We start from the raw sequence: 26,550 nt of genomic DNA, 5'->3' as shown, positions 1-26,550 counted from the left end.
GTTCGTGACGGGGGCAAGACAGCCGGTCCCCGGGGAGAGGACGTATAAGCCGCCCAACCATCGCGCGGGGAATGCCGGGATGTCTCGGCTGAACCTGTGGTACCTGCCGCCTGCATTTTTTTCGCAGGCGGGCCATGGGGGCGGCCAGCTCCCGGCATTCCCTGCGCCCTCTTCGTCGATGAGGGCGAAACGACCCGCACAACTCGGACGCAGGGAGCGCCGCGAGGCCGAATGACTGCGTTCCAAGAAGCACTCATCGCAGATGTCGGCGCCCGCAGCGTCGAGGCGGCGGAGAGACGATGGACGTCCCCCATGACAGCGCGCACAAACGCTGGGACTGTCGACCGTTGGCCCGGTGGATTTCGGCGCCGAGTTGCCTCAGGCGTTCAGCCGGTCGATGTGCACCTTGCCGGCCTTCATCACCAGCGGAATGTGATCGCCCTGGCCGAGCAGGCACGAGACATCGCGCAGCGGATTGCCCTCGACCACGAGCAGGTCGGCAAATGCGCCCGGCAGAATCCGGCCGAGCCTGCCCTGCATGCCCAGCACCTCGGCGCCGATCACGGTCGCGCTGGCGATGACCTCACGGGCACCGAGGATCTCGGCGCGGATCCTGAATTCATCGCTCTGCAGGCGCTGCGACGGCCCGAGGAGGTCGCTGCCGAAGCCCATCTTGACGCCGGCTTCGCGATAGATGCCGAGCGAGCGCAGGCCGGCATCGCGCACATCCGCGATCTTGGCGACGCTCTCCGGCGGCAGGCCATATTGCGCGCCTTCATTGGCGAGCGCCTCATAGGTGACGAGCGTCGGGATGACATAGACACCCTTCTCTGCCATCAGCCGCGCCGTCGGAAGGTCGACGAGATTGCCGTGCTCGATGGTGCGCACACCGCAATGGACCGCGCGGGCGATGGCCTCCGCCGTGTAGGCATGCGCCAGGACGTAGGTCTGCCGCGCGCGGGCCTCGGCGACGATGGCGCGGATCTCGTCCTCGGAATAGCCGAACGCGCCGACCGGATCGGTCGGCGAGGCCACGCCGCCGGACGCCATGATCTTGATCTGGTCGGCGCCCATCTGGAGCTCCTCGCGCACCGCCTTGCGCACGGCATCGACGCCGTCGGCCACGCGGGCCAGCGCGCCGACGCGCACGCAGCACGGACAAGGCGCGTTGTCGGAGAGGAAATCCGTCCGCGCCCGCATGTCGCCATGGCCGCCGGTCTGGCTGAGCGCACGGCCGGAGACGAACAGCCGCGGGCCCTCGGTGAGGCCGGTGTCGACGGCCTGCTTCAGCGGATAGCCGGCGCCGCCGGCGTCACGCACCGTCGTGAAGCCCCGCCGCAGCATGCCCTTGAGCAGCAGCGCCGAGCGCAGGGTCACCAGCACGTTCGGCATCTGCACTTGCTGGGCAAGATTGAGCTCGACCGCGATCGCATGGACGTGCAGGTCGATGAGCCCCGGCATCAGCGTCTTGCCTTGGAGATCGATGGTCTGGTCGACGCTGGTCTGCAGCGGCTTGTCCGACACATCCTTGATCAGATGGTCCTCGACCAGCACGTGATGGCCTTCGCGCAGCTCCGGCTGCAGCGGGTCGAGCAGAGCGGCATTCTTGAACAGGATGGTCGACATCAAGGTGTCCTCGATCGGAGCGAAGCGTGCGTCAGCGGGCGGAGCGAGCCGACGATGACAGTATTCTCCCCTATCCTGTCCTGCGGCCTCGAGCCAGCCCGGGACGGAATAGCTGTCTTCTCAGCCGATCGACATCAGGCTGGCATTGCCGCCGGCGGCCGCGGTGTTGGTGGAGAGACTGACCTCAGTGACCAGCCGGTCGAGATCGTAGCAGCCGTCGCTGGCGCGCGGCGTGACGAGCGGGACGATCGGTCCGGGGCGCGCGGCGAGGTCGCGGCCGAGCGCGATCAATTCATCCGCCTCGCCGTCGGAAAGCACGGCCTGCAGATCGCCGAGAGCCCGCCAGCTGTCGACGATCCGCAGGCGGCCGCGCAGCCGGCTGGTGAGCGGTCCCAACACGGCAGCAGCGGGATTCGCGCGTTCGACGAACGCGTCGTTGCCGGTCATCAGAATGACGCCGATCTGGACCAGCAACGCCTGCTCGCTTCTCGCCAGTGCAGCGACGACGCCGCGCGCGGTGATGCGATAGATGTTCTGTTCGCCAACGGGTCCTGGCAACTCGATCTCGAGCCCGGCCAGCACCTGGGGCCCATGCGCCTCGCACGCCAGCGCCGCCGCGGCATGTCCGCTGGCCCGCAACCCGTCGAGGTAAGAGCGCAAGACCGCGTCAGACTGCGACGCCATGAGCCGCTGGCGCGGCGGCATCGCGAACAGCCGGCGCAGATACAGCGGCCCGCCGGCCTTCGGCCCGGTCCCCGACAGGCCGGAGCCGCCGAACGGCTGCACGCCGACGACGGCGCCGATGACGTTGCGGTTGACATAGATGTTGCCGGCGGCGCTGCGGCTCGACGCGCGCGCAATTGTCTCCGTGATCCGCGAGTGGATGCCGAAGGTCAGGCCATAGCCGGTCAGGTTGATCGCGTCGACGAGGTCAGCGAGCTGCTCGCGGCGATAGCGCAGGACGTGGAGGACGGGGCCGAACACCTCGCGCTCGACATCGAAGATGTTGCTGATTTCGATGATGGTCGGCGCGACGAACGTGCCATGCGCAGCCTGCGGCGGCAGCGGCAGCCGCTCCACGGCATGGCCGCGCGCCTGCATCGTGGCGACATGCGCATCGAGCGTGTCGCGGGCCTCGCCGCTGATGACCGGGCCGACATCGACCGACAACGACGCGGGATTGCCGAGCTCGAGCTCGCGCAGCGCGCCGCGCAGCATCGACAGGATGCGGTCGGCGACGTCCGCCTGCAGGCAGAGGATGCGCAGCGCCGAACAGCGCTGGCCAGCGGAGTCGAAGGCGGAAGCGATGATATCGCCGACAACCTGCTCGGCGAGCGCCGAGGAATCCACGATCAGCGCGTTCTGGCCGCCGGTCTCGGCGATCAGCGGCACGGGCTGTCCATGGACGGTGAGGCGCTCGGCAAGCTGTTTCTGGATCAGCCGCGCGACGTCGGTCGATCCCGTGAACATCACGCCCTGCACGCTGTGATCGCCGACCAGCGCGGCGCCGACGCGGCCATCGCCGGGCAGCAATTGCAGGACATCCGCTGGAACGCCGGCCTCATGGATGATGCGAACCGCCTCGGCGGCGATCAGCGGCGTCTCCTCGGCAGGTTTCGCCAGCACCGGATTGCCGGCCGCGAGTGCGGCTGCGATCTGGCCGGTGAAGATCGCGAGCGGAAAATTCCACGGGCTGATGCAGACCACGGGACCCAGCGGCCTGGGAATGTCGCCGTCGGGCAGCGCTTCGATCTCGCTGGCATAATAGCGCAGGAAATCGACGGCTTCGCGCACCTCGCCGACGGCGTTCGCAAAGGTCTTGCCGGCCTCGCGGACGATCAAGCCGATGAGGACGAGGCGACGCGCCTCCATCGTTTCGGCCGCAGCACGCAGGCATGCGGCGCGCACGCGCGGGCTGGTCGCGGCCCAGGCCGGCGCGGCGTTCGCCGCACGCGACAGTGCGGCCTCGATCTCGGCAGGCGCGGCATCCCTGGCCGCGCCGACGACGTCACGGCGATCGGCGGGATTGCGAATGAGGCGCGCACCTTCGCTGCCCGTCGCTCCGGTCGGCACAGCCTTCCAATCGAGGCTCGCGCTCGTGACCAGGCCTTCGCCGAGACGCGCCAGCGCGCGCTGATCGGAAAGGTCGAATCCGGCCGAGTTCACGCGGCCCGGGCCGAACAGCGCAGGCGGACGCCTGATCTTGTCGTGCGGGGCACCGGTGCGTTCCGACGCGCGAACGATGGCGACGGGGTCCGCGATCAGATCGTCGACGGAGACGGCGGGATCGGCGATGCGATTGACGAAGGAGGTGTTGGCGCCGTTCTCCAGCAGCCGGCGCACGAGGTAGGCCAGCAGCGTCTCATGCGAGCCGGCCGGCGCGTAGATGCGGCACGGGCGTCCGAGCCGTGCGGGTCCGACAACCTCCTCGTAGAGCGGCTCGCCCATGCCGTGCAGGCACTGGAATTCATACTGGCCGCGCTCGTAATTGGGACCGGCCATCTCCACGATCGATGCCAGCGTGCGCGCATTATGCGTCGCGAACTGCGGGAACACGGCGTCGGGCGCGGCCAGCAGTTTGCGGGCGCAGGCGAGGTACGACACGTCGGTATGGTGCTTGCGCGTGAAGACCGGAAAGTCCTGGAGACCATCGACCTGGGCGCGCTTGATCTCGCTGTCCCAATAGGCGCCCTTGACGAGGCGCACCATCAGCCGGCGCCGCGTGCGCCGTGCGAGGTCGATGAGCCAATCAACCACAAAGGCGCAGCGCTTCTGATAGGCCTGGATGACGAAGCCGATGCCGTTCCAGCTGGCGAGGTCCGGATCGATGCAGAGCGCCTCGAGCAGATCGAGCGTCAAATCCAGACGATCGGCTTCCTCGGCGTCGATGTTGAGGCCGATGTCGTAGCGCTGCGCCAGCACGACCAGTTGCTTCAGTCGCGGCAGCAGCTCGCTCATGACGCGGTCGCGCTTGATGCTGAGGTAACGCGGATGCAGCGCCGAGAGCTTGATCGAGATGCCTGGCCCGTCGTAGATGCCGGCGCCGGCCGCATGCCTCCCGATCGCGTGGATCGCCATCTCATAGGCGGCGAAATAGCGCGCGGCGTCGCCCGCCGTCGTCGCCGCCTCGCCCAGCATATCGTAGGAATAGCGGAAGCCCTGCGCTTCCCACCGCCGGCCGTTCGACAGCGCCTCATCGATGGTTTGCCCTGCCACGAACTGCTCGCCCAGCAGGCGCATGGCGAGCGTCACGCCCCTGCGGATGATCGGCTCGCCGCCGCGGGCAATGAGCCGCGTCAATGCCGACGCCAGGCTGTCCTCGCTCGCGGCGGCCGTCAGCGTGCCGGTGACGATGAGGCCCCAGGTCGCGGCGTTCACCAGCAGCGACGGGCTGTGCCCGATATGGGCGCGCCAATCGCCGGTCGCGATCTTGTCGCGGATCAGCGCATCGCGCGTCGCCGTGTCCGGGATCCGCAGCAGCGCCTCGGCCAGGCACATCAGCGCCACGCCCTCCTGGCTCGACAGCGAATATTCGTGGATCAGTCCCTCGACGCCGCCGGATTGCGCCTTGCCGCGCAGACGCAGCACGAGATCCCGCGCCAGACCGGCAGCCCGCGCCGACCCTTCCTCCGGGAGCGCGGCGAGATCGAGCAGCGGCGCGATGCATTCCGGCTCGGCGCGGCGATACGCCGAGGTGATCGCGGCGCGCAGCCCGCTCTGGCTCTGGCGCTGGACCTGGGCATCGAACGCGGCGAACGGTCGTGGCGACAACTGCGACATGACCCGTCTCCTCTGAAGCCTCCCCGCCGCGCGCCGCGCCTGCGCGGCCTGAGCGCACGCCGCGCGCGACGAAACGCGCTACCGCCCGATCAACTGATCGGCGTAGTAGCCGATGGTCTTGCGGTAGATCACCGCCCTGTTCCACTCGCGCATGGCTTCGAAATTCGCCGAGCCCTCGTCGTAGGGCGCGCCCATCTTGAAGCCGTTGCTGTGCAGCAGGTTGGCGGTCGAGGCCAGCACGTCGGCGGTCGAGTGGCGCAGGTCGACGCGGCCGTCGCCGTCGAAGTCGACGCCGTATTTGATGTAGGACGACGGCAGGAACTGGGTCTGGCCGATCTCGCCGGCGAAGGCGCCGACGAGATCGCGCAGAGTGAGATCGCCGCGCTGGACGATCTTCAGCGCCGCCAGCAGCTCGCCCTGGAACAATTCGGTGCGGCGGCAATCATGCGCGAGCGTCGCCAAGGTGCGGATCACCGGCAGCTTGCCCATGTCGCCCTTGCCGAAATCGGTCTCCAACCCCCAGATCGCGACCAGGATCTGGCGCGGCACGCCATATTGCTGCTCGATGCGCGACAACAGCGCCGCGTGCCGCTGCAGCATCGCGCGCCCGCCATTGATGCGGCCCGCGCCGACCCGGGTCAAGACGTACTGCTCGAAGCTCTTGTTGAAGGTGTAGCGCTGGCGGCGGTCGAAGGCGAGCACGGCCGGATCGAGCGTCACGCCCGACAGTGCCTGGCTGATCGTGCCGCCCGAGACGCCAGCGCCCTGCGCCTCCGCCGAGAGGTTTGCGATGAAGGTATTGAAGTCGCCGCCGCAGCGCGCGGCCAGGGCAGGAGAGGCAAATGAGAGGATCGCAACAACTACGAGGGATCGGACAACGAGCATGAGAAGAAAGGTCCCTGCATGAGAGCGTGATGAGGACAGGCGGCGCCAAGCGCGGTCACCATGCCCGATTTGGCGGCGGCAGGCCAGCCGGCAGGGATCGCCCCCGATCTGCATTGCGTCTTCGGCTCCTTTGAACGCAACGCGGCCTCCCCGCCACATATGCAAGGCGCGTCTTCGTCGCGGTCGCATTCCTTGCGCGCGCTGATCGAGCGCCCTCTGCACGCCACACGCGTTAGCCCGCTTTGCCTGCCCTTTGCCTGGAGAGGTCCCCCATGAGAATGACGTTCCGACTCGGCGCACTGACGCAGCTCGCGCTGTTCGCGGCTCTGCTCTGTCACACGCTGGCGCCTGCAGCCGCCCAGCCCGGCGACATCGCGGGAGCCAGGGATTATCCAGGCATCGGCCGTTTCGCCGGCAGCGTGATCACCGGCTATGTCGCCAAGGATTTCGATGCGGCGCGCATGCAGGCGGCGCCGTTCAAGGATGGCAAGGCGACCGACGAGCGGCGCCCGGAAGGCCGCATCGTCAGAATCGCCTATCGCACCGCGCCCGGTCCCTCGATCCTTGAAGTGTCGCGCAATTTCGAGAACCAGCTCGCCAAGGCCGGCTTCGAGCCGCTCCTCGCCTGCGATACCGATGGCTGCGGCGCCATCCCGTTCACCGAAGCGATCGACGCGCTGCCGGTGCCGCAGATGTGGGTCGACGGCTTCGATTATCGCTATGTCGCCGGCCACAAGGCGGCAGGCGGACTCGAGACCTATGCCAGCGTGCTGGTCAGCCAGAACAACCAGCAGATCTACGCCCAGCTCACCATTGCCGAGCTCGGCGCGATGGAGAACAAGATGGTGAGCGCCGCCGAGATGGCGAAGGGCCTCGGCGACAAGGGCCACATCGCGCTCTACGGCATCTATTTCGATACCGACAAGGCGACGATGAAGCCGGAGAGCCGGCCGACGCTGGAGCAGATCGCGCAGCTGCTCGCCGGCCAGCCGCAGCTCAGCGTCTTCATCGTCGGCCACACCGACAATCAGGGCAGCTACGACTACAATCTCGATCTGTCGCGGCGGCGCGCCGAGGCGGTCGCCGCCGAGCTGGCGCGGAGCTATCGCATCGCGCCGGCGCGGCTGCGCACCGCGGGCGTCGGCCTGCTCGCTCCGGTTGGCAGCAACGCGACCGATGCAGGCCGCGCGCTCAACCGGCGCGTCGAGCTGGTGGCGCCCTGAGACGGCGCGCGACCCGCTTGATCCTCGTCAAGACAGTGCCATCGTGGCTCCCTAAGCTCCGCGGCCAAACTGGAGACGACGCCATGATCGGGATTACGTTGACCGCCGACCAGATCCGCTCGGCGCCACCGGAGGTGCGGCGCTGGATCGAGCACCAGGTGCTGTCGGGACTCGGGCTCGGGCCGGAGGCCCCCTCGGCACCGCCCGCCCTGCCGGAGCCGGGCGCGCACCTCGTGGCCTGCTCGGCCGACGATGCGGCCAAGATCCTGGCGCAGATCCAGGGCGTGCTGCCGGCCGTGAACGTGTTCTTCGAGTTCGGCCGCCCGGGCATCGCACTCGGCCAGCCGCCGGTGATGATGTTCCGCCTGATCGACATCCTGCATCATACGCGGCTGCAGAACATCGGCCAGGTGATGGCCTCGCTGGACATGATCAACAAGGCGCTGATCGAGACGAGGCACGATCCGTCTGTGCGGTTCTGCGGCTTCGATCCCGAGGGCCATTGCCTGATCGCGCCGGAGACCCAGCGCGCGATCGCCAGCGTCTGGCAGAGCGTGATCGCCAAGCAGCATGGCGTGGCCGAGGGCGAGGCGGCGTGAGGTCATCGGCGCGCGGCCTGCCCGGCGCGCCATCGTCCAGAAACGGCGCGCCGCGATGGCGCGTCAGCCATGTCCCTGCCGGACGGCTTCGGCCTTGAGCCCGTTGCGGCCGGTGCTACCATGTCGAGGTCGTTCACGATCCGCGGGAGATCGCCGATGCCGCCAGGCCAGCGACGACGCAGACTGCTTCAGATCCCCCTGTTCCGCCTGCTCGCGATCAACCTCGCGCTCGGCCTCGGCATGGCCGTGGTGCTGGTCGGCGGCCTGCTGGCGCTCGACCCTTTCGGCCTGCGCCACCTGATCTTCTCCGATCGCTCGCCCGGCGTCGCCATCGGCCTGCTGCTCGGCTCGTTCTTCGTCACCTTCGGCTCGACCGCGATGGGCACCGCGATCATGGCGCTCGGCCGCGGCGACGATGACGACGAGCCGCGCGGCGGCACAAGGGTGCATGCGCGGGTGAAGGCGCGGCGCGGTTAGGACGCGAACGGGCGCCGCATCGGCAGTGTGCTCCCTCGCCCCGCTTGCGGGGAGAGGTTAAACTGAAGCCGGCGCGACACGCTGCGTCCAATCGCCGCCCTCACCAGTGCCCCTTCCGCCTGTTCCAGGCGAACAGCACATCGGCGAACCGGTCGTAGCCGAACCGCGTCAGTGGCCGCACCAGACGGTTGCCGAACAGCTTGGCGAGCCAGCCCTCGCCGGGCGTCAGCGCCCACAGCAAGAGCGCGACGTCGGCGCCGGTGATCAACTGCCCCTCCTCGTCGGTCGCGTGCAGGCGGCGGCGGACGGCGTCGACATCGGCGCCGAATGCGGCGAGCGCCTCCGGCTCTTCATTGATGTCCCTGAACGCGACCCGCCCCGACCTGACCAGCGCCAGCAGCTTGTTGCGCTGCCAGTCGATGCCGGCGTCGCAGACCGGGCAGCGCGTGTTGTACCAGACGGTGAGTTGGGGCATCGACATGTCGGGAATTCGCCGCGGGTTCGGGGCCGCGATGAACGCATTGTCATCCGGCAAATTCGAGGAGTTTTCGAGAGGCCGCGGCCGTGCCCGGCCACTCCTCCGATTCCACGAAAATCATATGACGGAAAAGTCAAATTCGGGCAGCGGATAAGCATTTTCCTGCATTGACCGGACCGGCCCCGCCGCCGTAGACCGCCGACCATGGCAAAGAAACCCGGCACCAACCCCAAAGGCGAATTCGCCTTCTTCAACGTCACCTATGAGGACGGCTCGCAGCGCTCCAACCGGCGGGTGCCGGCCGAGCTGCTCGGCGGCCTCGACGGCGACGAGCCGGCCCGCGGCTTCATCATGGAGCAGGACCGCGACATCGCCGAAAAGTCCGGCCGCCCGCCGCTGGCGATCAAGTCGCTGGAGAGGGTCGGCGCGAAGAAGAAGTAGCGAAAGCCCCGCTGCCGTAGGGTGGGCAAAGCGCGCAGCGCGTGCCCACCATCAGGTGCCTGCCGCGAAACGCGGTGGGCACGGCACGCGATACCTGCGCCAGCCCCAACACCGTGCAGGCGCCTTTGCCCACCCTACGGCAGGGCGCTATGCGGCTTGCTTCTGTCGCTCCGGCAACAGCACGCTTTCCCGGGTGTCCATCTCCTGCGGCCGATTGATCAGGCTGACCAGCGTGTAGCTGATGATCAGCAGCAGGAACCACGAGCCGAGCTTGGTGACCGACACCATGGCCCAGCCTTGGGCCTGCGCCGGATAGATCCAGGTGCGCGACAGCGTGCCGATATTCTCCGACAGCCAGATGAACAGCGACACCAGGATCAGCCCGAGCAGCAGCGGCATCGAGCGGTGCACGCGCCAGACCTTGAAGTGGACGGTCGCCGGCGCGAACAGCAGCGCGGCCCAGCCGAACAGCACGAGCCTCAGATCGAGCCTGTAATGGTCGGTGAAGAAGTTGAGATAGATCGCAGCGCTCAGCCCGACCAGCCAGCGCCGCGACGGATGGCCGGTGAAGCGGAAATCGAACAGCCGCCAGACGCGGCAGAGATAGCTGCCGATGCAGGAATACATGAAGCCGGAGAACAGCGGCACGCCACCCAGGCGGATCAGGCTCGGCTCGGGATAGATCCACGAGCCGGTCGCGGTCTTGAACAGCTCCATCGCTGTCCCGACAAGGTGATAGACCAGGATGACCTTGGCCTCCTCGAAGGTCTCGAGTTTTGCCGCGAGTAGCGCGGCCTGGACGGCGAGCATGCAGAGGAAGAGAAAGTCGTACCGGGCCAGCGGCGCATCGGCCGGATAGAACCGCCATGTCACAAGCATCAATGCCAGCGCGATGCCGCCGAACAGGCAGGCCCAGCCCTGCTTCACGCCGAAGCGACTTAGTTCATAGAGGAAGGCAGTCCACGGCGTTTCGGCCGCACGCGCCGCGAGGCGGGCCTCCGCGGCGATGAAGCGGCGCAGGGGCGGCCAGATGGCGGCGGCACTGGACTGCGCTGCGGCCGATGAAACCTCGTTGTCGTGCATGGGAGTTCGCGTCCGGTGAGACGCCAATCCCTAGCAGTCGATCGCCCAACGCCGTCTGCGCAAAGTTCAGCCTCTTGCGGCAAGGGCACGGACATCTGCGGACAAGAGGCCTTGTCGGCCCCCGTCACCTCGACGCCACCTTCCAAACCTTCCTGCAACCTCCCCACCGCCGCGCGATGCAGTGCCCTCGCCCCGTGTGGGAGAGGGCAGCGCTGGCGGAGCCGCGGGCTCGGTTGGGTGAGGGGTTCTGTCCGCGAGCGCAACTCGGGGAGATAGACCCCTCACCCGACCGAGGTCGTTGCACTGTCCTACATGCCCTCTCCCACAAGGGGCGAGGGCGCAGTCACCGCCGCTGCGCCTGCGGCACGATCGTTTGGCTTCCCGCTTCTCGATGACTGTTTCTTGTTAGGTCTGTCGACCGCGGCAATAGGTCTGCCACATCTCGCGATAGGCCGCTTCGACGGCCCTGGTGTAGATGGCCGGACCACAACGTGCGGCGATGAGGTCGGGAAGCTGGTGACGGATCATCCTGAGCCGGTCCGGCGTCGACCGCAAAGCGATGTCCACATACTCATCATCGGTCGTGGCGACCCAGTCGGCCATGCCGATCGCCGTCAGGATCGCGCCGCCGGCGCGGCTGCACATCCCGTTGCCGAGCTTCGACACGACCGGCAAGCCCATGTGCAGGGCTTCCCAGGCCGAGACGCCGCCGCCATTGGGAAATGGATCGAGCCAGATGTCGATGAGCCGGTGGGCGGCCAGATGCTCGTCGCGAGAGGTCGGCCCCATCAGGTCGATGCGATCCGGCGCGATGCCGCGCGCGGCGAAGTCAGCCAGCAGCCGGGCCTGGATCGCAGCATCGCCAAGCAGATAGTCCTTGACGAGCAGCCGGGCGCTTACATCGGCGCGCAGGATGCGGGCCCAGACGTCGAGGACGGCGCTCGATAAGCGGTTCGCCCGGGTGAACGCGCCGTAAGTCACATGGCCATTGGACGTCACGGGCGCCTCGAGGCTGCGCAGCCCCGCCGGAGGCGGCTCGATGATGATCAGGCATGGCAGATCATAGATCTGCTCGGTGAACAGGTGACGCACCTCGAGCGGCGCCATGACGGGATCGCCGAACAGGTAGTCCATCGTCGCCAGACCGGTGCCGGTCGCGTGGCCCCAGGCGGTGACCTGGATGGGGGCCGGCTTGCGCGCGAAGGTGGCCAGCCGATTGCCGCGGGAGTGTCCGGACAGGTCGACGAGAATGTCGACCCGGTCGGACCGGATGGCATCCGTGAGCTGATCGTCGGACCATTGCATCACGTCGTGCCATCGATCAGCAGCCGCCCGGAACGTCTCGGTGATCTCGTCCTGGACCGGTGAGTTCGAATAGCAGATCACCCCGACCTGCGATTTGTCGTGGTTCTGCAGCACGGGCCGGATCGTGCGGGCGGCGGAATGCTCCTTGAAGTCGCCCGACACATATCCCACGACGATCCGTCGGTGAGGGTCAAGATCATTGGTATGATCAGGCGGATGCCTCTCTGCGATCCTGGATCCGATCCGGCGCCACCACTCCGATCGGACGGCCTGGTGCTCCGCATAGCCGACATCGCAGAAATCCAACGAGAAGATGCGGTTCGCCAGTGCGACTTCGTCGGCCGGGTCGATCGCGAGCGCCCGATCGAAAAGTGCGACAGCCGCCTCTGCATCGCCCATCAGCGCATGACATTGACCGATCTGGCTCAGCGCTTTCGCGGAGTTCGGCTCGATCGTAACGGCGCGCTGGCAGGCCTCCAGCGCCTCGCTCACCCGCTTGTTGAGCATCAGGACGTTGGCGCGGCCGAGCCAGCCCAGGGTGAATTGCGGATCGAGCGCGATCACCCGGTCGAAATCAGCGAGCGCGTCGTCGTTACGCTTGAGCTGGAGGAACGTCTCGCCGCGATTGATCAGCGCCGTGGTGTCGTCGGGCGCAAGGGCCAGCGCCCGGTTGAATTCGGCGATCGCCTCATCGGATCGACGCAGATCCTTGAACGCGCAGCCTCGATTGATGATGGCGGCCAGATGCGTGGGTTTCGCCGCGAGAAGCTGGTCGTAGCATGCGATCGCATCGGCGAACCGGCCGAGATAGTGCAGCGCTTCGCCCTTGTTCATCAACACGTCGAGGTGCTGCGGATTGATCCGGAGGGCGTTGTCGAAACTGACGACCGCCTCCGCGAAGCGCTGGAGGCGCGACAACAGCTTGCCGCGTTCCAGCTGCGCCTCGAAGAAATCCGGTTTCAAGGCCAGGAGATCGTCGAAGCAGGTCAGCGCTTCGTCGCCGCGCTGGAGCGCGGACAGGACGACCGCCCGCGCATACCTTGCCGCAACGTTTTGCGGGTCGACCAGCAGCGCCCGCTTCAGAAGGCGCTCCGCCGACTCCGAATTGTTGCTCTGGTGCTCGGACAGTCCAAGCATATAAAGCGCGCCGAAATGGTTCGGCCGCTTCTTGAGGATTTTCTTGTAGCCGGCCTGAGCCTTGGCCAGATCGCCGGAGCGGTGAAACGCACTCGCCCGGGCGAACAGGTCGGCGATCTCATCGCCTTTCCGCAAGGCTGGCTGCATGCTGAAAACGTCCAGGGATCAGCCGCCATCGCCAAGTTCTGTCACGACGGGGCAGAGTGCCGGAATGCAGGCGTCATTCGGTCGCCCGCCGAACCTTCGATGACAAGCGTAAACAATTCATTAACCATGTTTTCTGCGGGAATTTGCTGGGTGAATGCCGTCATTGGTCCTTCCGCAGCGCGTCACGTCCATCGCCGTCAGAGTACCAACTTAATGCGTACGGTGGGCGAAGCGCCGCCGAAGGCGGCGCGTGCCCACAATTGGCCGCCTGCCGCGGTAGGCACGGCGCACGACACCGTCGCCAATCTCGACACCGTGCACGTGCCTTTGCCCACCCTACGCATCACTGTCGCCGCCAGGGTTTGCAAAACGCTGGAGCGAACTCGACGGCGAGCGCTTCGAGACGCGAAAGCTGGAGATCTTTCGGGACGGCAGCATCGGCTTCGCAACCGCGACCGAGGCGACAGATCGGACGCGGCTCGGGAAGATAGCTGTTCCTCCCATCGACGAGATCGGGCAGGATCCTCAATTCGTGGCGGAAGAGATTTCGAAGGAAGAGTTCGAGCGCCGTTGGAGCGCCAGGCGTGCGCGTTAGGTCACGTCGACAAATTGCCTGGCTTACATGGATCACAAACTAAAACGGCGAACCTCTCGGTCCGCCGTTGTCCCTTGATGGATTGCCGGGTCAAGCCCGGCAATGACGACTGATGCAGTGATTAGTTGTCCAGGAACGACCGCAGCTTCCTTGACCTCGACGGATGCTTCAACTTACGCAGCGCCTTGGCCTCGATCTGGCGGATACGCTCTCTCGTCACCGAGAACTGCTGGCCGACCTCTTCCAGCGTGTGGTCGGTGTTCATGCCGATGCCGAAGCGCATGCGCAGCACGCGCTCTTCGCGGGGGGTGAGCGAGGCGAGCACGCGGGTGGTGGTTTCGCGCAGGTTCGACTGGATGGCGGCGTCGATCGGCAGGATGGCGTTCTTGTCCTCGATGAAGTCGCCGAGGTGGCTATCCTCCTCGTCGCCGACGGGGGTTTCAAGCGAGAGCGGCTCCTTGGCGATCTTGAGGACCTTGCGCACCTTCTCCAGGGGCATGCCGAGCTTCTCGGCGAGCTCCTCCGGGGTCGGCTCGCGGCCGATCTCGTTCAGCATCTGGCGCGAGGTGCGGACGATCTTGTTGATCGTCTCGATCATGTGCACGGGGATGCGGATGGTGCGGGCCTGGTCGGCGATCGAGCGGGTGATCGCCTGCCGGATCCACCAGGTGGCGTAGGTCGAGAACTTGTAGCCGCGGCGGTACTCGAACTTGTCGACCGCCTTCATCAGGCCGATGTTGCCTTCCTGGATCAGGTCGAGGAACTGCAGGCCGCGGTTGGTGTACTTCTTGGCGATCGAAATCACGAGACGGAGGTTGGCTTCCACCATCTCCTTCTTGGCCTGACGGGCCTCGCGCTCGCCCTTCTGCACCGAATGCACGATCTTGCGGAATTCGCCGATCTCGAGACCGGTGAGCGCGGCCATCGCCTGCACCTCCTGGCGCAGGTCCTTGATGCGGTCCTTCTCGTAATGGACGAAGTTCTTCCAGCCTTTTGCGGAGAGCTTGGAGACGCGGTTGAGCCAGCGCGGATCGAGCTCGGAGCCCTGGTAGTTGCGCAGGAAGTCTTCGCGCGCGACGCCGTGGGAATCGGCAAGCCGCATCAGCCGGCTCTCGAACGAGACCAGCTTCTTGTTGATGTCGTAGAGCTGCTCGACGAGGCTGTCGATGCGGGCCTGGTTGAGGCGCAGCGACTTCACCTCGACGATGATCTCGTCCTTGAGCTTCTTGTACTTGCGCTCCTGCGACGGCGACAGCGACTCGCTCTGGAGCTGGTTGGCGATGTCCTGCTCCTGCAGGCGGCGCAGCTTCTTGTACTCGGACGCGATCTTGTCGAAGGTCTCCACGACCTTCGGCTTCAGCTCGGCCTCGATGGCGGCGAGCGACATCTGGTTCTCGAACTCGTCGTCGTCCATGTCGGCTTCGGCCGCCGCCTCGCCGGGATCCTTCTCCTCGGCGGGCGCGCCGTTCGGTGCGGCCCGGAACGGAGTCGGCTGCTGCGGCGCGGCCGGCGGCGCGACCGCGGCCTGGACGTCGCCGCCCTCGGCCGGAGCGCCCTCGCCATTCACGGGCGCGGCGATCTGCGGATTCATACCGCCCTTGGCTTCCGGGCCGGCATAAGTGGCTTCGAGATCGATGATGTCGCGAAGGAAGATCTTGCCTTCGTTGAGCTCGTCGCGCCAGATGATGATGGCCTGGAAGGTCAGCGGGCTCTCGCAGAGCCCTGCGATCATCGCCTCGCGGCCGGCCTCAATGCGCTTGGCGATCGCGATCTCGCCCTCGCGCGACAAGAGCTCGACGGTGCCCATCTCGCGCAGATACATGCGCACGGGATCATCGGTGCGCTCGCCGGGCTCCGACTTCTTGACCTCGGTGACGGCCTTCTGGGTGATCTCGACGAGCTCGTTGTCGGTCTCGTCCTCGCCGTCGTCCTTCTCGTCGGACTCGTCGGCCTCCTCGGCCTCGGTCACGTTGATGCCCATGTCTGATAGCATCGACATGATGTCTTCGATCTGTTCCGGCGAGGTGGTGTCGGAAGGCAGGACCTCGTTGAGCTGATCAAAGGTCACGAAGCCGCGCTTCTTGGCCTGCTTGATCATCTTCTTGACGGCGGCGTCCGACAGGTCGAGCAACGGCGAAGGCGCATCGGCGGCGTCCTTCTCAGGAGCGTCCGCGGCCTTGTCGTCCTTTTCCTTGTCCTTCACCTGCAGCGTCTTTGCCTTCGTGGCCATTCATTGCTCCCGAAACGCGCCCGCTCCGCCCGTGGCATCTTCGCCCTTGGCATCGCGGCGCCCGCCTGCTCTACTCAAACTGTTCTCGACGCGGAAAGGGCGGCGCACATTCAACGTCGCCACCCCCTGAAGTCTGTCGCTGGTGTCGTCCCGTTTTCGGACCGGCGCGCGTTTCTTGCAAAAGCGATACCGGTTTTGCAATCGAATCCGGCGCCCGACATGCAGGCGCGGTGTCCGACAGCGAAACCAACCCATCTGCTGCAGAAAATGCCCCGGACCTCTTAAACTTCGATTAACCCTGTTTTTGCAGCCAAACCATGGATTTGGCGAGTCTTTTCGCGCGGACCCGAGACCGCGCAAGCGGACCGGGTCGAAATGTGCTCAGTTCGCGACAGGGCGCCGGGCATCCGGTCTACACGTTGCGGTTGGTGCGACCGGACAGTTCCCCGAAGCCTTCGATCAGCGCTTCGGTGCCGTCCACCTCGGCCATCCTGGCCTTCACGTCCCTCAACCAGCCCATGTTCGGCTCGCTCGGCTCCTCGCCCAAGGCAAGCTCGGCATCCTTCAATTCCCTAAGTAAGGAGTGCCATTGCCGATGCAAGGCAACGAGCTGGTGCCAGGTCGCAAGAACGTCATCGCGCGCCGCGCCGGGCTTCGCCGCCCACACCGCAGCGGTCGTGATCGCTCGCTCAACCCGTTGAAGAAGCTCGGAAAAGCCTGACTTCTCCAGGTCGGCCCGCATCTTCTCGGCCTGCTCGTCCGGGTCCGGCGAATGGTGGTGGTCGTGGGCGAAGGCCGCGATGATGGCGGCGCGGAGCTTGTGCGCCTCGGGATGGGCCAGTTCGAGGGCTGCGACCTCCTCGAGGTGGTCGTGCAGGATCCAGGGGTGGTTGATCAGGCACTGCAGGATCAGCGCCTCCCGGCGCGAGATCGCCGAGCGCTGGCCGCGCATGATCGGGCTCATGGCGAGCTGGGGGCTCGCCGCCTGGTAGGGTCCGCGGGCCATCGCGGGTCCTGTGGATGGCGCGCCGCCGCGGCGGCCGCCCCCTGTGGATAACCGCCCCGGCTGTCCGGAACCGGGACTGCGGGGGCCAAACCGCCGTCCTGATTCGGCACCGTAGCCGCGGCCAAAGCCCCGGCCACCGTCCGGCGCGAACGCCCGGTACAGCCGGTCGCTGAGATCCTGCTTGTAGTAGCGCCGTACCACCTCGTCGGCGATGCCGCCGGTGAGCTGACCGATCCGCGCCTCCAGCGCGGCGCGGCGCTCCGGGGTGCTGAAGCTGCCGCCCTCGATCTCGCGCGACCAGATCACCTCGGCGAGAGGTTTTGCGACCTTGAGCACCTCCTCGACCGCGCCGCGGCCGCCGGAGCGGACGAGGTCGTCGGGATCCTGTCCCTCCGGCAGCAGCGCGAAGCGGAGACTCTTGCCGGGCTTGAGATGCGGCAAAGCAAGGTCCGCGGCACGATAGGCTGCCTTCTGGCCGGCGCGGTCGCCGTCGAAGCAGAGGATCGGCTCGTCCACCATCTTCCAGATCAACGAAAGCTGGCTCTCGGTCAGTGCGGTGCCGAGCGGCGCCACGGCGCCGGCAAAGCCGGCCGCCACCAGCGCGATGACGTCGACATAGCCCTCGACCACGATCATCGGCGCGCCGTTATGCGCGGCCTGACGAGCGCTCGGCAGGTTGTAGAGGTTGTCGCCCTTGTGGAAGAGCGGCGTCTCCGGCGAGTTCAGGTATTTCGCCGGCACGTCCTTCTGCAGCGCGCGGCCGCCGAAGGCAATGACGCGTCCACGGAGATCGGTGATCGGAAACATCACGCGGTCGCGGAAGCGGTCGTACGGCACGGGAATGTCGTCGCCGCCGACCAGCAATCCCGCCTCAACCATGTCGGCCACCGGCACGCCCTGGGCGCCAAGATATTCCTTCAAGCCGAACCGATCCGGCGGCGCGTAGCCAAGCCGGAATTGGAGCTGCGTCTGCGGCAGGATCGCGCGATCGGCAAGATAGCCACGGGCGCGCGCGCCATGACGGGACGCCAGCGTGTCAGAAAAGAACTTCGCCGCCAGCTCCATCACGTCATACAGCGTCTTGCGCTGCCGCTCCTGGCGCGCCGCGTCGGGCGTCACCGCGGGCAAGGCCAGGCCGGCGATCCCCGCCAGCCGCTCGACCGCCTCAGGGAACGAGCAGCCCTCAGTCTCCATCACGAAGTCGAAGATGTTGCCATGCTTGCCGGAGGAGAAGTCGTGATAAAAACCCTTCTGGTCGTTGACGTAGAAGGACGGCGTCTTCTCCTGCTGGAACGGCGACAGCCCCTTCCACTCGCGCCCGGCCTTCTTGAGCTTCACGCGCTTGCCGACGACGTCCGAGACCGGAAGCCGGGCGCGCAGCTCATCGAGAAATTCCGGCGTGAAGCGGGCCATGGGTGAGGCGGTGGTCCTGTGTTGATGGACTTACGCATATAGGCACCCGTGTACGAAATGTGAACTTCCTCGCCCTTGTCCGGGCTATTCACAGGCCCTGCTCTCTCCTTCAGTCATTCCGGGGCGACCGCAGGGCGCGCCGCGGAATGACGGGAGGAGAGAGGGGATCAAGGCGCCAGAAAGCGCCCCGAGGCGATGCGGGCGGCCTCGTCGACCGGCCAGTTGTAGACATAGGTCCAGGCCTCGCGGGCCGAGCCGTCGGCCAGCGTGACGCTGAGGCGCTGACGCAGGTACTCGGTCGGCTGCGCGAAGCCCTCGCCACAGGCCTCGTACATGTCGAACTCGCGCAGCATGGGCTCGGGCTGGCGCAGCCGGAACAGCTCGCCATGGACGGCATCCACGGCGTCATCCGAGAGCACGAGGCCGGGATAATGCTGGATCCGGTACAGCCGGCCGCGGCAACTGGCCTCGGCGACGAAATCGGCGTTGGCCGACAGCAACCGCGCCATCGGATGGTCGAAGCCACGCATCAAGGTGCCGTAGACGAACAGGAGATCGGATGTCGTGTCGGAGGTCATCGCCCTGCATAGCCGGCCTCGCGCGGCGAGGCCAGCTTCACGCCACGCCGCGGGCCGCCACGATCTCGTCGCTGACGACGTGGAATTTGGTCAGCGTCATCCGGCCGAACGAGGTCGACAGTGCGACGTCGGCGGCATCGCGCCCCGTGGCCATCAGGATGCGGCCGATGCGCGGCACGTTGTGGCGGGCGTCGAACGTGTACCACTCGCCCGAGAGATAGGCCTGAAACCAGCCTGAGAAATCCATCGGATAGGGCTCCGGCGGAATGCCGATGTCGCCCATGTAGCCGGTGCAATAGCGCGCCGGGATGCCCATGCAGCGGCACAGGGTCAGCGCCAGATGCGCGAAGTCGCGGCAGACGCCGGTGCGCTGCTGATAGACGTCGTGTGCCGACTTCATGTGATGCGCATGCTCATAGCCGAAGCTGACATGATCGTGGACGAAGTCGCAGATCGCCTGCACGCGCGCCCAGCCCGCCGGCACGCTGCCGAACAGCGACCAGGCGACGTCGGTCAGCTTGTCGGTCTCGCAATAGCGACTCGGCATCAGATACAGCAGCAGATCGTCCGGCAGCTGGTCGATCGGCAGTTGCTGCGCGGCGGGCTCGACGAGATCGGGCAAGCCCGTATCACGCACGATGGCGCTGCCGTGGAAGGTGACACCGCCGCTCGGCGCCACCAGGCGGCCGCAGATGTTGTCGAAGCTGTCGCGGTAGAAGCTGATCGGCACGCCCGGCTCGGCGACGATGGTCTCGGCGCCAACGATGTCCTGGCGGCGCGAGGGATGGATCGACAGCATGATCACCATCGGCGTCGCCGCGGGCGCGGCGTAGGCGATCTCGAACCCGACCTTGATCTCCATCAGTCCCCTCTTCCGCACGCGCGGCTCTCGGCGTGTTCGATGGTCTCAGCACGCGGCTCGGCGGCGCTGACGGCCTGACGCGAACGCCACCCACAGAACCGATCGGGTCCGGCCATATCAGGCCTTGTGATCGCCTCGCGGGATCGGCATCGTCATCGAATCATCATCGCGGTTTTCGGCGATCCGATCCAGATTGGCCCCTGCTCAATTGCAGATCGTCATGCCGCCTGAATGAGCAACGAACGTGATCATGAATCAGCCGCGCGCGACCGATACGAAAAGACTCCTTCAGGGCGACGAAGTTCCGCCGGTCTACGAGCAGAACCAGGATGGCGCCTCCGCGCTGGTCTTCACCTGCGATCATTACGGCCGCCTGCTGCCGCGGGCACTCGGTAATCTCGGCCTCGACGAGAGCGAACTGGAGCGGCACATCGCCTGGGACATCGGCATCGCCGGCGTGGCGGAGGCCGTGTCGCGCGCGCTAGATGCGCATCTGATCGCGCAGCGCTATTCGCGGCTGGTGATCGACTGCAACCGCTCGCCGAAGGCGCCGAACGCGATTCCGATGATCAGCGAGCGCACCACGATCCCCGGCAATGAGGGCCTGACGCATGAGGACGCCGAGCTGCGGCGGCGCGCCATCTTCGATCCCTATCACGACCGCATCACCGCGGTGCTCGATGCGCGCAAGGTCGCGGGGCGGCCGACCATCCTCGTCTCGCTGCACAGCTTCACGCCCGTCTATGCCGGCATCGGGCGGCCCTGGCACATCGGCACGCTGTATCAGCACGACCGTGTGCTGCCGCCGCTGCTGTTGAAGGCGCTGCGGGCCGAGCCCGATCTCGTGGTGGGCGACAATCAGCCCTATGCGGTCGGCGACGGCACCGACTACACCATCCCCGTGCATGGCGAGGCGCGCGGGCTGATCAATTCCGGCATCGAGATTCGTCAGAACGAAATCGCCGAGCCCGAGGGCCAGCAGCGCTGGGCCGAGCGGCTGATCCGCATTCTCGGCGAGATCGAGGCCGAGCTGCGCAGCAAGGGCCTCGCGTAGCCTGCTACTCCGTCATGTCGGAGGCGTCGTGATGCGACAGCAATCCGGCAAGCCGCCACAGAGCTGTGCGCAGATCCTCGTGGCTTGGCAGGCCGAGCGCGAGCCTTACCGCGTTCGGTGAATGACCGTGCGCCACCGCAAAGGCGCTCGCCGGGGTGATCGCGATGCCGGCACGGGCTGCTGCGGCCGTCAAGGCTTCGGCGCGCCAGCCCTCCGGCAGGTGCAGCCAGACATGGTAGGAGCGCGGATCGGCCTCGATGTGATGGCCGGCGAGGCACTCGGCGACGATCGCCTGGCGCACCAGCGCATCGGCGCGCTTGCGCCTGGTGATCTCGGCCGCCGTGCCGTCGGCGAGCAGCCCCATGCCGGCGGCCAGCGCCAGCGACGTCACCGACCAGGCCCCGGTGCGCACCGTGGCGGCGAATTTTTCGCGCATGCTTGCCGGCACGTAGAGAAAGCCGACGGCAATCCCCGGCGCGAGCCGCTTGGCAAGGCTGTCGACCACGACGACACGCTCCTCGGCCTGCGTCGCCAGCGAGACCTGATCGCTGAGGAAGCCGTAGACCAGATCCTCGATGATCATCAGCTCGTGCTTGCGCACCAGACGCACGATCTCCTCGCGCCTCGCCTCGCTCATCGTCAGGCCGAGCGGATTCTGCATCACCGGCTGGATGTAGATCGCGTTGAGCGCGCTGCTGCGATGCGCCTTGGTCAGCGCCTCCGGACGGATGCCCTCGCCGTCCATCGCGAGCGGCACCAGGGTCACGCCGAGCCGCGCCGCAATGCCCTTGATCATTGGATAGGTCACGGCCTCGACGCCGAGCCGGCCGCCGACCGGCACCAGCGCCGAGATCGCCGCGGCAAGCGACTGCCGCCCGCTGCCGGCGAAGACGAAATTCTCCGCGCGCGGGCGCCAGCGCTCGCTGGCGAAGAAGGCCGCGGCGGTGCGCCCGGCCTCGGCCAGCCGACGCTGCGTGATCGGCGCCAGCACCGGCGCCAGCTTCTCCGGCCGCTGCCACGCGGCCAGCGACTTCGCGATCAGGGCCGCCTGATCCGGCAGGGTCGGAAAATTGAATTCGAGATCGATGCGGCCGTCGAACGGCTCCAGCCGCAGCGAGGGTGGCACCGGCACCGCCTCACCCGCGACGAAGGTGCCGCGCCCAACCTCGCCCACGACCAGGCCCCTGCGCAATAATTCGGCATAGACGCGGGCTGCCGTGGATGCGGCAATTCCCCGCTCATAGGCGAACTGGCGCTGCGGCGGCAGCCGGTCACCGGCCTTCAGCCTGCCGTTGGCGATGTCCTCGGCGATGTCGTCGACCAGGGCCGTATACGAAGCATTCATGCTATATTGTACCGAGAGCAATGTTTCGATTGCACCGAGATATGTATGGCGCGATTGCTCTTCGAACAACGCAATTGAAGAGCAATAGGTGACTCATGGCATATTCCCTGGCGCAGCGTTGGGCAACTCCGCAAGTTGCCCACGGAAAGAGCAATTTGCTCGGGGTGCCGCAACTCTGGCTGCAGCGCCTGTTCTGGCGGTCCGAACTGGCAATGCTGGACCGCGACCAGATGCGCGACTGCGGCCTTGATCCGGCGATCGTCCAGGAAGAGGCCAACAAGCCGTTCTGGCGCGACTGACAACGACGACGAGGAGGACACCGAAATGCCGACGCTTACGTTCCATCAAGTCGACGTGTTCTCCAAGGTCGCCTTCAAGGGCAACCCGCTCGCCGTGATCGCCGAGGCCGACGGCCTCGACGATGCGGCGATGCGGGCGATCGCCAACTGGACCAACCTGTCCGAGACCACCTTCCTGTCGCGTGCCCAGGATCCGGGCGCTGATTATCGCGTGCGCATCTTCACCCCGCAGCGCGAGCTGCCTTTTGCCGGCCATCCGACGCTTGGCTCGTGCCACGTATGGCTCGCGCTCGGCGGCCGGCCGAAGGGCGAACACGTGGTGCAGGAATGCGGCGCGGGCCTCGTGCGCATCAGGCGCGACGGAGAGCGGCTCGCCTTCGCAGCCCCGCCGCTCAGGCGCTCCGGCCAAGTCGATGCCGAACTGACCAGCAGGATCGCAGCAGCGCTCGGCATCCAATCGAGCGCGATGCGCGCCGTGCAGTGGGTCGACAACGGCCCGGGCTGGATCGGCGTGCTCCTCGACTCGCGCCGCGCGCTGCTCGACATCCGCTTCAATCCGGCGGCGCTGCCGCAACAGCCGATCGGCGTGGTCGCGCCATGGGATCGAGCGCAGGATGGCACGGATGCCGACTATGAGGTCCGCGGCTTCATGTGGGGCGGCGGCGAGGACCCGGTAACGGGCAGCCTCAATGCAAGCCTGGCGCAATGGCTGATCGGAGCCGGAATTGCTCCGAAGCAATATGTTGCGTCCCAGGGCACCGTGCTCGGCCGCGCCGGCCGCGTCCATGTCGCGCAGGACGGCGACACGATCTGGATCGGCGGCGACGTCGCGCCGGTGGTGAAGGGGACGATCAGCCTGTAACGCCGACGGCCCCTCCTCCCTCCCCCCCGGGCCCTCCGGGGTGAGAGCAGGCCCTAAACTCAATGCGGGCTCACCGCGCCCGCGTCAGCGCCAGCCAGACCCCGCCCCCGATCATGAAGCCGCCGGAGATGCGCGACACCAGCCGGGTCCGCCTGGCCGAGAACAGTTTTCGCGCACGGCCCGCGAGCAGCGCATAGATCGCGTCGGTGAGACCCGCGATCACCATGAAGGTGACGCCGAGCAATCCGACCTGCGGCACGTGATCCCGGCCCATGTCCATGAACTGCGGCAGGAACGCCCCGAAGAACACCATCACCTTCGGGTTCGACAGCAGCACCAGCAGGCCCTGCAGGAAGAAGCCGCCGCGCGGCGGCGGAGGCGGCTCCTCGCCCGCCGAGATCCCCTCGATCGGCGAGCGGATGAGCTGAATGCCGAGCCACACCAGATAGGCCGCGCCGATCAGCCGCACCCATTCGAACCAATAGCCCATGGTCGCCATCAGCGATGTCAGGCCGACAGCGACGATGCCGATCGCGATCGCAAGCCCGGTCTGCACGCCGGCGATATTGATCAACGCGGCACGGGTTCCGTGACGCAGACCGTTGGCGATCAGCAGCGTCACGACGGGACCGGGCAGCAGCGCAAGCCCGATGCAGGCGGCAACGAAGGCGATATAGACTTGCAGGGACATGAGGCGCCTCGATGTGGATGAGATGTCACTAATGCACGGCATGTCGGCAGAGGGAAGCTGCAACATCTCGACGTATTCCAAGTCGAACAACTTGCAGCGCTCCGCTTGACACGCAACCTTTTGGTTGCCTATTCTTCATCATATGGACGACGTCTTCAAGGCGCTGGCGGATGCGTCGCGGCGGGCGCTGCTCGACAGGCTTCATGCGCGGAACGGCCAGACCTTGACCGAGCTCTGCGACGGCCTCGCCATGACGCGGCAGGCGGTGACCAAGCACCTGGCGATTCTGGAAGCGGCCAATCTGGTCACGACGCTCCGGCACGGCCGCGAGAAGCTGCACTTCCTCAATCCGGTGCCGATCCACCAGATCGGCGACCGCTGGATCAGGAAGTTCGAGCGCGCCAAGCTCGTCGCGCTCGGTGAGTTGAAGAAGCGATTGGAGGAACGGGATGACTGACCCGAAGGAGACCCACGCCGTCGATCTTGCGCACTTCAAGCCGGAGACGGTGTACACGATCTACATCGCGGCGACGCCGGAGAAGGTGTGGCAGGCGCTGACCTCGGCCGAATTCAGCCGGCAATATTTCTTCGGCTTCGCGATTGAAGCCGAGCTGAAGGCGGGCGGCGCCTTCATCGTGCGCGCGCCCGACGGCTCCGAGCACATCAGCGGCCAGGTGATCGTCTGCGAGCCGCCGTACCGGCTGACGGTCACGTGGGATGTCAACTGGCCGGGCCTCGTCGACGCACTGGGCCGCACGCTCGTGACCTACGAGATCGAACCGGCTGGCGACGCCGTCCGTCTCACGATGACCGAAGCGCATGAGCGGCCGCTCTCCGACGACATCCTGTCCGGCGGGCGCCAGGGCTGGCCGGCCATCCTGTCGAGCCTCAAGAGCGTGCTCGAGACCGGCAAGCCGCTCGCGGTGAAGATGACGCCGCCGACGCGCATGCTGGCGGCCCTGAAGGCGATGGGGATTGCAGTGCCTTGAACGACAAGGCCTGCTACGATACCGCAGCGATCTGTGGGATGCTGGCGAGAACAACGCCGACCTGGACCGCATTGCTCAGCATGCCACCCCAATGTAACCGGCGCAGCCGACGCACGGCCGTCGCATCGCCGGAATCCCTGTCGCGGATGCGCGCGTCCATCTGCCGCAGAAACCAGCGGCGCGAGAGCAGCGCGAACGCCGCGATCAGGCCAATGCCCAGCCCCAGAACGGGGCGACCGTCGGCCAGAACGACCAGCACGCCGATGCCACCAGCGATCGAAAGCGCCACGAAGTAGGAGTCGAACATGCCGCGCAGGAGCCGGGTGACCGGCACGATGTCGAGCCGCACCAGCAGAAAGGCCGGCGCGGCCAGCAGCAGATAGAACATTGGCAGCAACAAGACGATCGTGGCAAACAACGCGATGTTGTCCGGCATCATTCTCCTCCGATATTGGCGCCGGAAGGACCACCGGCGAGCCGCGTTTCGAAACGAGCCCGTTCGAGGGCGTCCATGCTCCATCGAACCTTCGTCGCGGCTCGCCCTTGCCTTACGCCGGAGCTACGATCCGGCGGTACAGATGCCAGGTCGCATGGCCCAGCACCGGCACGGTGACCAGCAGTCCCAGGAAGTACGGCAATGCCGAGATGATCAGCAGCACGGTGATGACGGCGGCCCAGCCGATCATCGGGCCGGGACTGGTCACGACCGCGCGCACGCTGGTGATCATCGCCGTCACGAAATCGACGTCGCGCTCCAGCAGCAGCGGAAACGACACGACCGTGAGCGAGAACAGCACCAGCGACAGGGCGGCGCCGTCGAGATTGCCGATCGCGAGGAAGAGCAGACCTTCGTTGGTCGTCAGCACCACGGTCATGAACTCCCTGATGCTGGAGAAAGAAGCATTGAGCCCGAGCAGCAGCGCGATCAGGAGGCGCACCTGGTACATCCAGATGATGAAGAAGAATAGCGTCACGAACGCCATCCAGCCGATCTCGCCGCGCGAAGTGATCGTGCGCCAGATCCCGCCATAGGACATCGGCTGGCCGAGTTCGCGGCGGCGGCTGACCTCATAGAGACCGATCGCGACGAACGGGCCAATCAGCGCAAACCCCGCGGCCAGCGGATAGGCCAAGTAGACCATGCCGAAGGCGGTGACGCACAGCACGATGCTGATGCCGCCGAGCACGTAGATCAGCCCGAAAGCAAGGCCGAACATGGGCTGAGCCTGAAAATCGCGGAGGCCTTGCGTCAAGGCCTCGGCAATATCGGCCGTGGTGATGCGGCGCACCACGGGATCGGATCGTCCCGAGACGGATGCGGTCATCGGCGTACCCTCCAGACTGTTGTTCTTTGCACCGATGCTAACAGCGGGAGGGCGGGGATTTCAATTTCAACTTGTAGGCAGAGGATAAGGGCGTGACCTTCACATCTCGTCCGACGATGA

Annotated in this window: 25 protein-coding genes; 10 read left to right on the top strand and 15 right to left on the bottom strand. The window is 66.5% G+C overall.

Annotated features, from left to right (window positions below; genetic code table 11):
• Positions 1 to 378 precede the first annotated feature (378 nt).
• The 3 genes from ACQR1H_RS04840 to ACQR1H_RS04830 all read right to left on the bottom strand — a co-directional run bounded on the left by ACQR1H_RS04840 (position 379) and on the right by ACQR1H_RS04830 (position 6,291).
• On the bottom strand, positions 379 to 1,626 hold the full coding sequence (locus tag ACQR1H_RS04840) for an amidohydrolase family protein (RefSeq protein ID WP_434907226.1): 1,248 nt from the start codon (positions 1,624 to 1,626) through the stop codon (positions 379 to 381).
• A 120-nt stretch (positions 1,627 to 1,746) separates the two neighbouring features.
• Positions 1,747 to 5,406: a trifunctional transcriptional regulator/proline dehydrogenase/L-glutamate gamma-semialdehyde dehydrogenase gene (putA, locus tag ACQR1H_RS04835; protein ID WP_434907225.1), complete on the bottom strand. Its 3,660-nt coding sequence runs from the start codon at positions 5,404 to 5,406 to the stop codon at positions 1,747 to 1,749.
• Positions 5,407 to 5,484: 78 nt separating this feature from the next.
• Positions 5,485 to 6,291 (bottom strand): lytic murein transglycosylase, encoded by an 807-nt coding sequence (locus ACQR1H_RS04830; RefSeq protein WP_434907224.1) that lies wholly within the window; start codon positions 6,289 to 6,291, stop codon positions 5,485 to 5,487.
• Between the two features lie 278 nt (positions 6,292 to 6,569).
• Between ACQR1H_RS04830 and ACQR1H_RS04825 the strand changes: the two genes are divergently transcribed.
• The 3 genes from ACQR1H_RS04825 (at position 6,570) to ACQR1H_RS04815 (ending at position 8,590) form a co-directional block, all read left to right on the top strand.
• Positions 6,570 to 7,514: an OmpA family protein gene (locus ACQR1H_RS04825; protein ID WP_434907377.1), complete on the top strand. Its 945-nt coding sequence runs from the start codon at positions 6,570 to 6,572 to the stop codon at positions 7,512 to 7,514.
• An 83-nt stretch (positions 7,515 to 7,597) separates the two neighbouring features.
• A complete protein-coding gene (locus tag ACQR1H_RS04820; protein ID WP_316179714.1) occupies positions 7,598 to 8,113 on the top strand; it encodes a hypothetical protein in 516 nt (171 codons plus the stop codon).
• 156 nt (positions 8,114 to 8,269) lie between these two features.
• On the top strand, positions 8,270 to 8,590 hold the full coding sequence (locus tag ACQR1H_RS04815) for a hypothetical protein (RefSeq protein WP_316179716.1): 321 nt from the start codon (positions 8,270 to 8,272) through the stop codon (positions 8,588 to 8,590).
• A gap of 100 nt (positions 8,591 to 8,690) precedes the next feature.
• Here ACQR1H_RS04815 and ACQR1H_RS04810 read toward each other — a convergent pair whose 3' ends face one another.
• A complete protein-coding gene (locus ACQR1H_RS04810) occupies positions 8,691 to 9,065 on the bottom strand; it encodes a thiol-disulfide oxidoreductase DCC family protein (RefSeq protein ID WP_315802867.1) in 375 nt (124 codons plus the stop codon).
• A gap of 207 nt (positions 9,066 to 9,272) precedes the next feature.
• On the opposite strand from ACQR1H_RS04810, the gene ACQR1H_RS04805 reads away from it, so the two are divergent.
• The gene (locus ACQR1H_RS04805) at positions 9,273 to 9,509 is read left to right on the top strand and encodes a hypothetical protein (protein ID WP_316217907.1); all 237 of its coding nucleotides are present in this window, start codon (positions 9,273 to 9,275) and stop codon (positions 9,507 to 9,509) included.
• A 147-nt stretch (positions 9,510 to 9,656) separates the two neighbouring features.
• Here ACQR1H_RS04805 and ACQR1H_RS04800 read toward each other — a convergent pair whose 3' ends face one another.
• The 3 genes from ACQR1H_RS04800 to ACQR1H_RS04790 all read right to left on the bottom strand — a co-directional run bounded on the left by ACQR1H_RS04800 (position 9,657) and on the right by ACQR1H_RS04790 (position 13,345).
• Entirely contained in the window at positions 9,657 to 10,592 is a 936-nt protein-coding gene (locus ACQR1H_RS04800) for a DUF817 domain-containing protein (protein ID WP_434907223.1), read from the bottom strand.
• Positions 10,593 to 10,997: 405 nt separating this feature from the next.
• Positions 10,998 to 13,181 (bottom strand): tetratricopeptide repeat protein, encoded by a 2,184-nt coding sequence (locus tag ACQR1H_RS04795; RefSeq protein WP_434907222.1) that lies wholly within the window; start codon positions 13,179 to 13,181, stop codon positions 10,998 to 11,000.
• Between the two features lie 41 nt (positions 13,182 to 13,222).
• Positions 13,223 to 13,345 carry a hypothetical protein gene (locus tag ACQR1H_RS04790; protein ID WP_315802661.1) on the bottom strand — a complete coding sequence of 41 codons (123 nt, stop codon included), beginning with the start codon at positions 13,343 to 13,345 and terminating at the stop codon, positions 13,223 to 13,225.
• A 140-nt stretch (positions 13,346 to 13,485) separates the two neighbouring features.
• On the opposite strand from ACQR1H_RS04790, the gene ACQR1H_RS04785 reads away from it, so the two are divergent.
• Entirely contained in the window at positions 13,486 to 13,776 is a 291-nt protein-coding gene (locus tag ACQR1H_RS04785) for a DUF6881 domain-containing protein (protein ID WP_409997933.1), read from the top strand.
• Between the two features lie 121 nt (positions 13,777 to 13,897).
• Here the strand turns inward: ACQR1H_RS04785 and rpoD are convergent, their stop codons facing one another.
• The 4 genes from rpoD to ACQR1H_RS04765 form a co-directional block, all read right to left on the bottom strand.
• Entirely contained in the window at positions 13,898 to 16,006 is a 2,109-nt protein-coding gene (rpoD, locus tag ACQR1H_RS04780; RefSeq protein WP_315802660.1) for an RNA polymerase sigma factor RpoD, read from the bottom strand.
• A gap of 412 nt (positions 16,007 to 16,418) precedes the next feature.
• Entirely contained in the window at positions 16,419 to 18,425 is a 2,007-nt protein-coding gene (gene dnaG / locus ACQR1H_RS04775) for a DNA primase (RefSeq protein ID WP_434887901.1), read from the bottom strand.
• A 167-nt stretch (positions 18,426 to 18,592) separates the two neighbouring features.
• On the bottom strand, positions 18,593 to 19,003 hold the full coding sequence (locus ACQR1H_RS04770) for a gamma-glutamylcyclotransferase family protein (RefSeq protein ID WP_315802658.1): 411 nt from the start codon (positions 19,001 to 19,003) through the stop codon (positions 18,593 to 18,595).
• 37 nt (positions 19,004 to 19,040) lie between these two features.
• A complete protein-coding gene (locus ACQR1H_RS04765; protein WP_315802657.1) occupies positions 19,041 to 19,865 on the bottom strand; it encodes a transglutaminase-like domain-containing protein in 825 nt (274 codons plus the stop codon).
• A gap of 250 nt (positions 19,866 to 20,115) precedes the next feature.
• On the opposite strand from ACQR1H_RS04765, the gene ACQR1H_RS04760 reads away from it, so the two are divergent.
• Positions 20,116 to 20,919 carry an N-formylglutamate amidohydrolase gene (locus ACQR1H_RS04760; protein ID WP_315802656.1) on the top strand — a complete coding sequence of 268 codons (804 nt, stop codon included), beginning with the start codon at positions 20,116 to 20,118 and terminating at the stop codon, positions 20,917 to 20,919.
• Between the two features lie 4 nt (positions 20,920 to 20,923).
• Here ACQR1H_RS04760 and ACQR1H_RS04755 read toward each other — a convergent pair whose 3' ends face one another.
• Positions 20,924 to 22,333, bottom strand: a complete 1,410-nt coding sequence (locus ACQR1H_RS04755) for a PLP-dependent aminotransferase family protein (protein ID WP_316217913.1) — start codon at positions 22,331 to 22,333, stop codon at positions 20,924 to 20,926.
• 26 nt (positions 22,334 to 22,359) lie between these two features.
• Here ACQR1H_RS04755 and ACQR1H_RS04750 point away from each other — a divergent pair, with 26 nt between their 5' ends.
• Both ACQR1H_RS04750 and ACQR1H_RS04745 read left to right on the top strand, forming a co-directional pair.
• Positions 22,360 to 22,563 (top strand): hypothetical protein, encoded by a 204-nt coding sequence (locus ACQR1H_RS04750; RefSeq protein ID WP_315802654.1) that lies wholly within the window; start codon positions 22,360 to 22,362, stop codon positions 22,561 to 22,563.
• Between the two features lie 25 nt (positions 22,564 to 22,588).
• Positions 22,589 to 23,425 carry a PhzF family phenazine biosynthesis protein gene (locus ACQR1H_RS04745; RefSeq protein WP_434907221.1) on the top strand — a complete coding sequence of 279 codons (837 nt, stop codon included), beginning with the start codon at positions 22,589 to 22,591 and terminating at the stop codon, positions 23,423 to 23,425.
• Between the two features lie 70 nt (positions 23,426 to 23,495).
• Here the strand turns inward: ACQR1H_RS04745 and ACQR1H_RS04740 are convergent, their stop codons facing one another.
• Positions 23,496 to 24,116 (bottom strand): LysE family translocator, encoded by a 621-nt coding sequence (locus ACQR1H_RS04740; RefSeq protein ID WP_315802652.1) that lies wholly within the window; start codon positions 24,114 to 24,116, stop codon positions 23,496 to 23,498.
• Positions 24,117 to 24,258: 142 nt separating this feature from the next.
• Between ACQR1H_RS04740 and ACQR1H_RS04735 the strand changes: the two genes are divergently transcribed.
• Both ACQR1H_RS04735 and ACQR1H_RS04730 read left to right on the top strand, forming a co-directional pair.
• Positions 24,259 to 24,573, top strand: a complete 315-nt coding sequence (locus ACQR1H_RS04735) for an ArsR/SmtB family transcription factor (protein WP_316179731.1) — start codon at positions 24,259 to 24,261, stop codon at positions 24,571 to 24,573.
• A complete protein-coding gene (locus tag ACQR1H_RS04730) occupies positions 24,566 to 25,105 on the top strand; it encodes an SRPBCC family protein (RefSeq protein WP_316236740.1) in 540 nt (179 codons plus the stop codon). The genes ACQR1H_RS04735 and ACQR1H_RS04730 overlap by 8 nt, the downstream gene beginning before the upstream one ends.
• Before the next feature lie 13 nt (positions 25,106 to 25,118).
• Here ACQR1H_RS04730 and ACQR1H_RS04725 read toward each other — a convergent pair whose 3' ends face one another.
• Both ACQR1H_RS04725 and ACQR1H_RS04720 read right to left on the bottom strand, forming a co-directional pair.
• Positions 25,119 to 25,541: a hypothetical protein gene (locus ACQR1H_RS04725; protein ID WP_434887905.1), complete on the bottom strand. Its 423-nt coding sequence runs from the start codon at positions 25,539 to 25,541 to the stop codon at positions 25,119 to 25,121.
• Positions 25,542 to 25,653: 112 nt separating this feature from the next.
• Positions 25,654 to 26,430 carry a DUF2189 domain-containing protein gene (locus ACQR1H_RS04720; protein WP_316179733.1) on the bottom strand — a complete coding sequence of 259 codons (777 nt, stop codon included), beginning with the start codon at positions 26,428 to 26,430 and terminating at the stop codon, positions 25,654 to 25,656.
• Between the last annotated feature and the right edge of the window lie 120 nt (positions 26,431 to 26,550).

Source organism: Bradyrhizobium sp. HKCCYLRH2015, assembly GCF_051168215.1.
GTDB lineage: Bacteria > Pseudomonadota > Alphaproteobacteria > Rhizobiales > Xanthobacteraceae > Bradyrhizobium.
The sequence above is the reverse complement of the archived record's forward strand: the minus strand, read 5'-3'. Positions and strand labels throughout refer to the sequence as shown.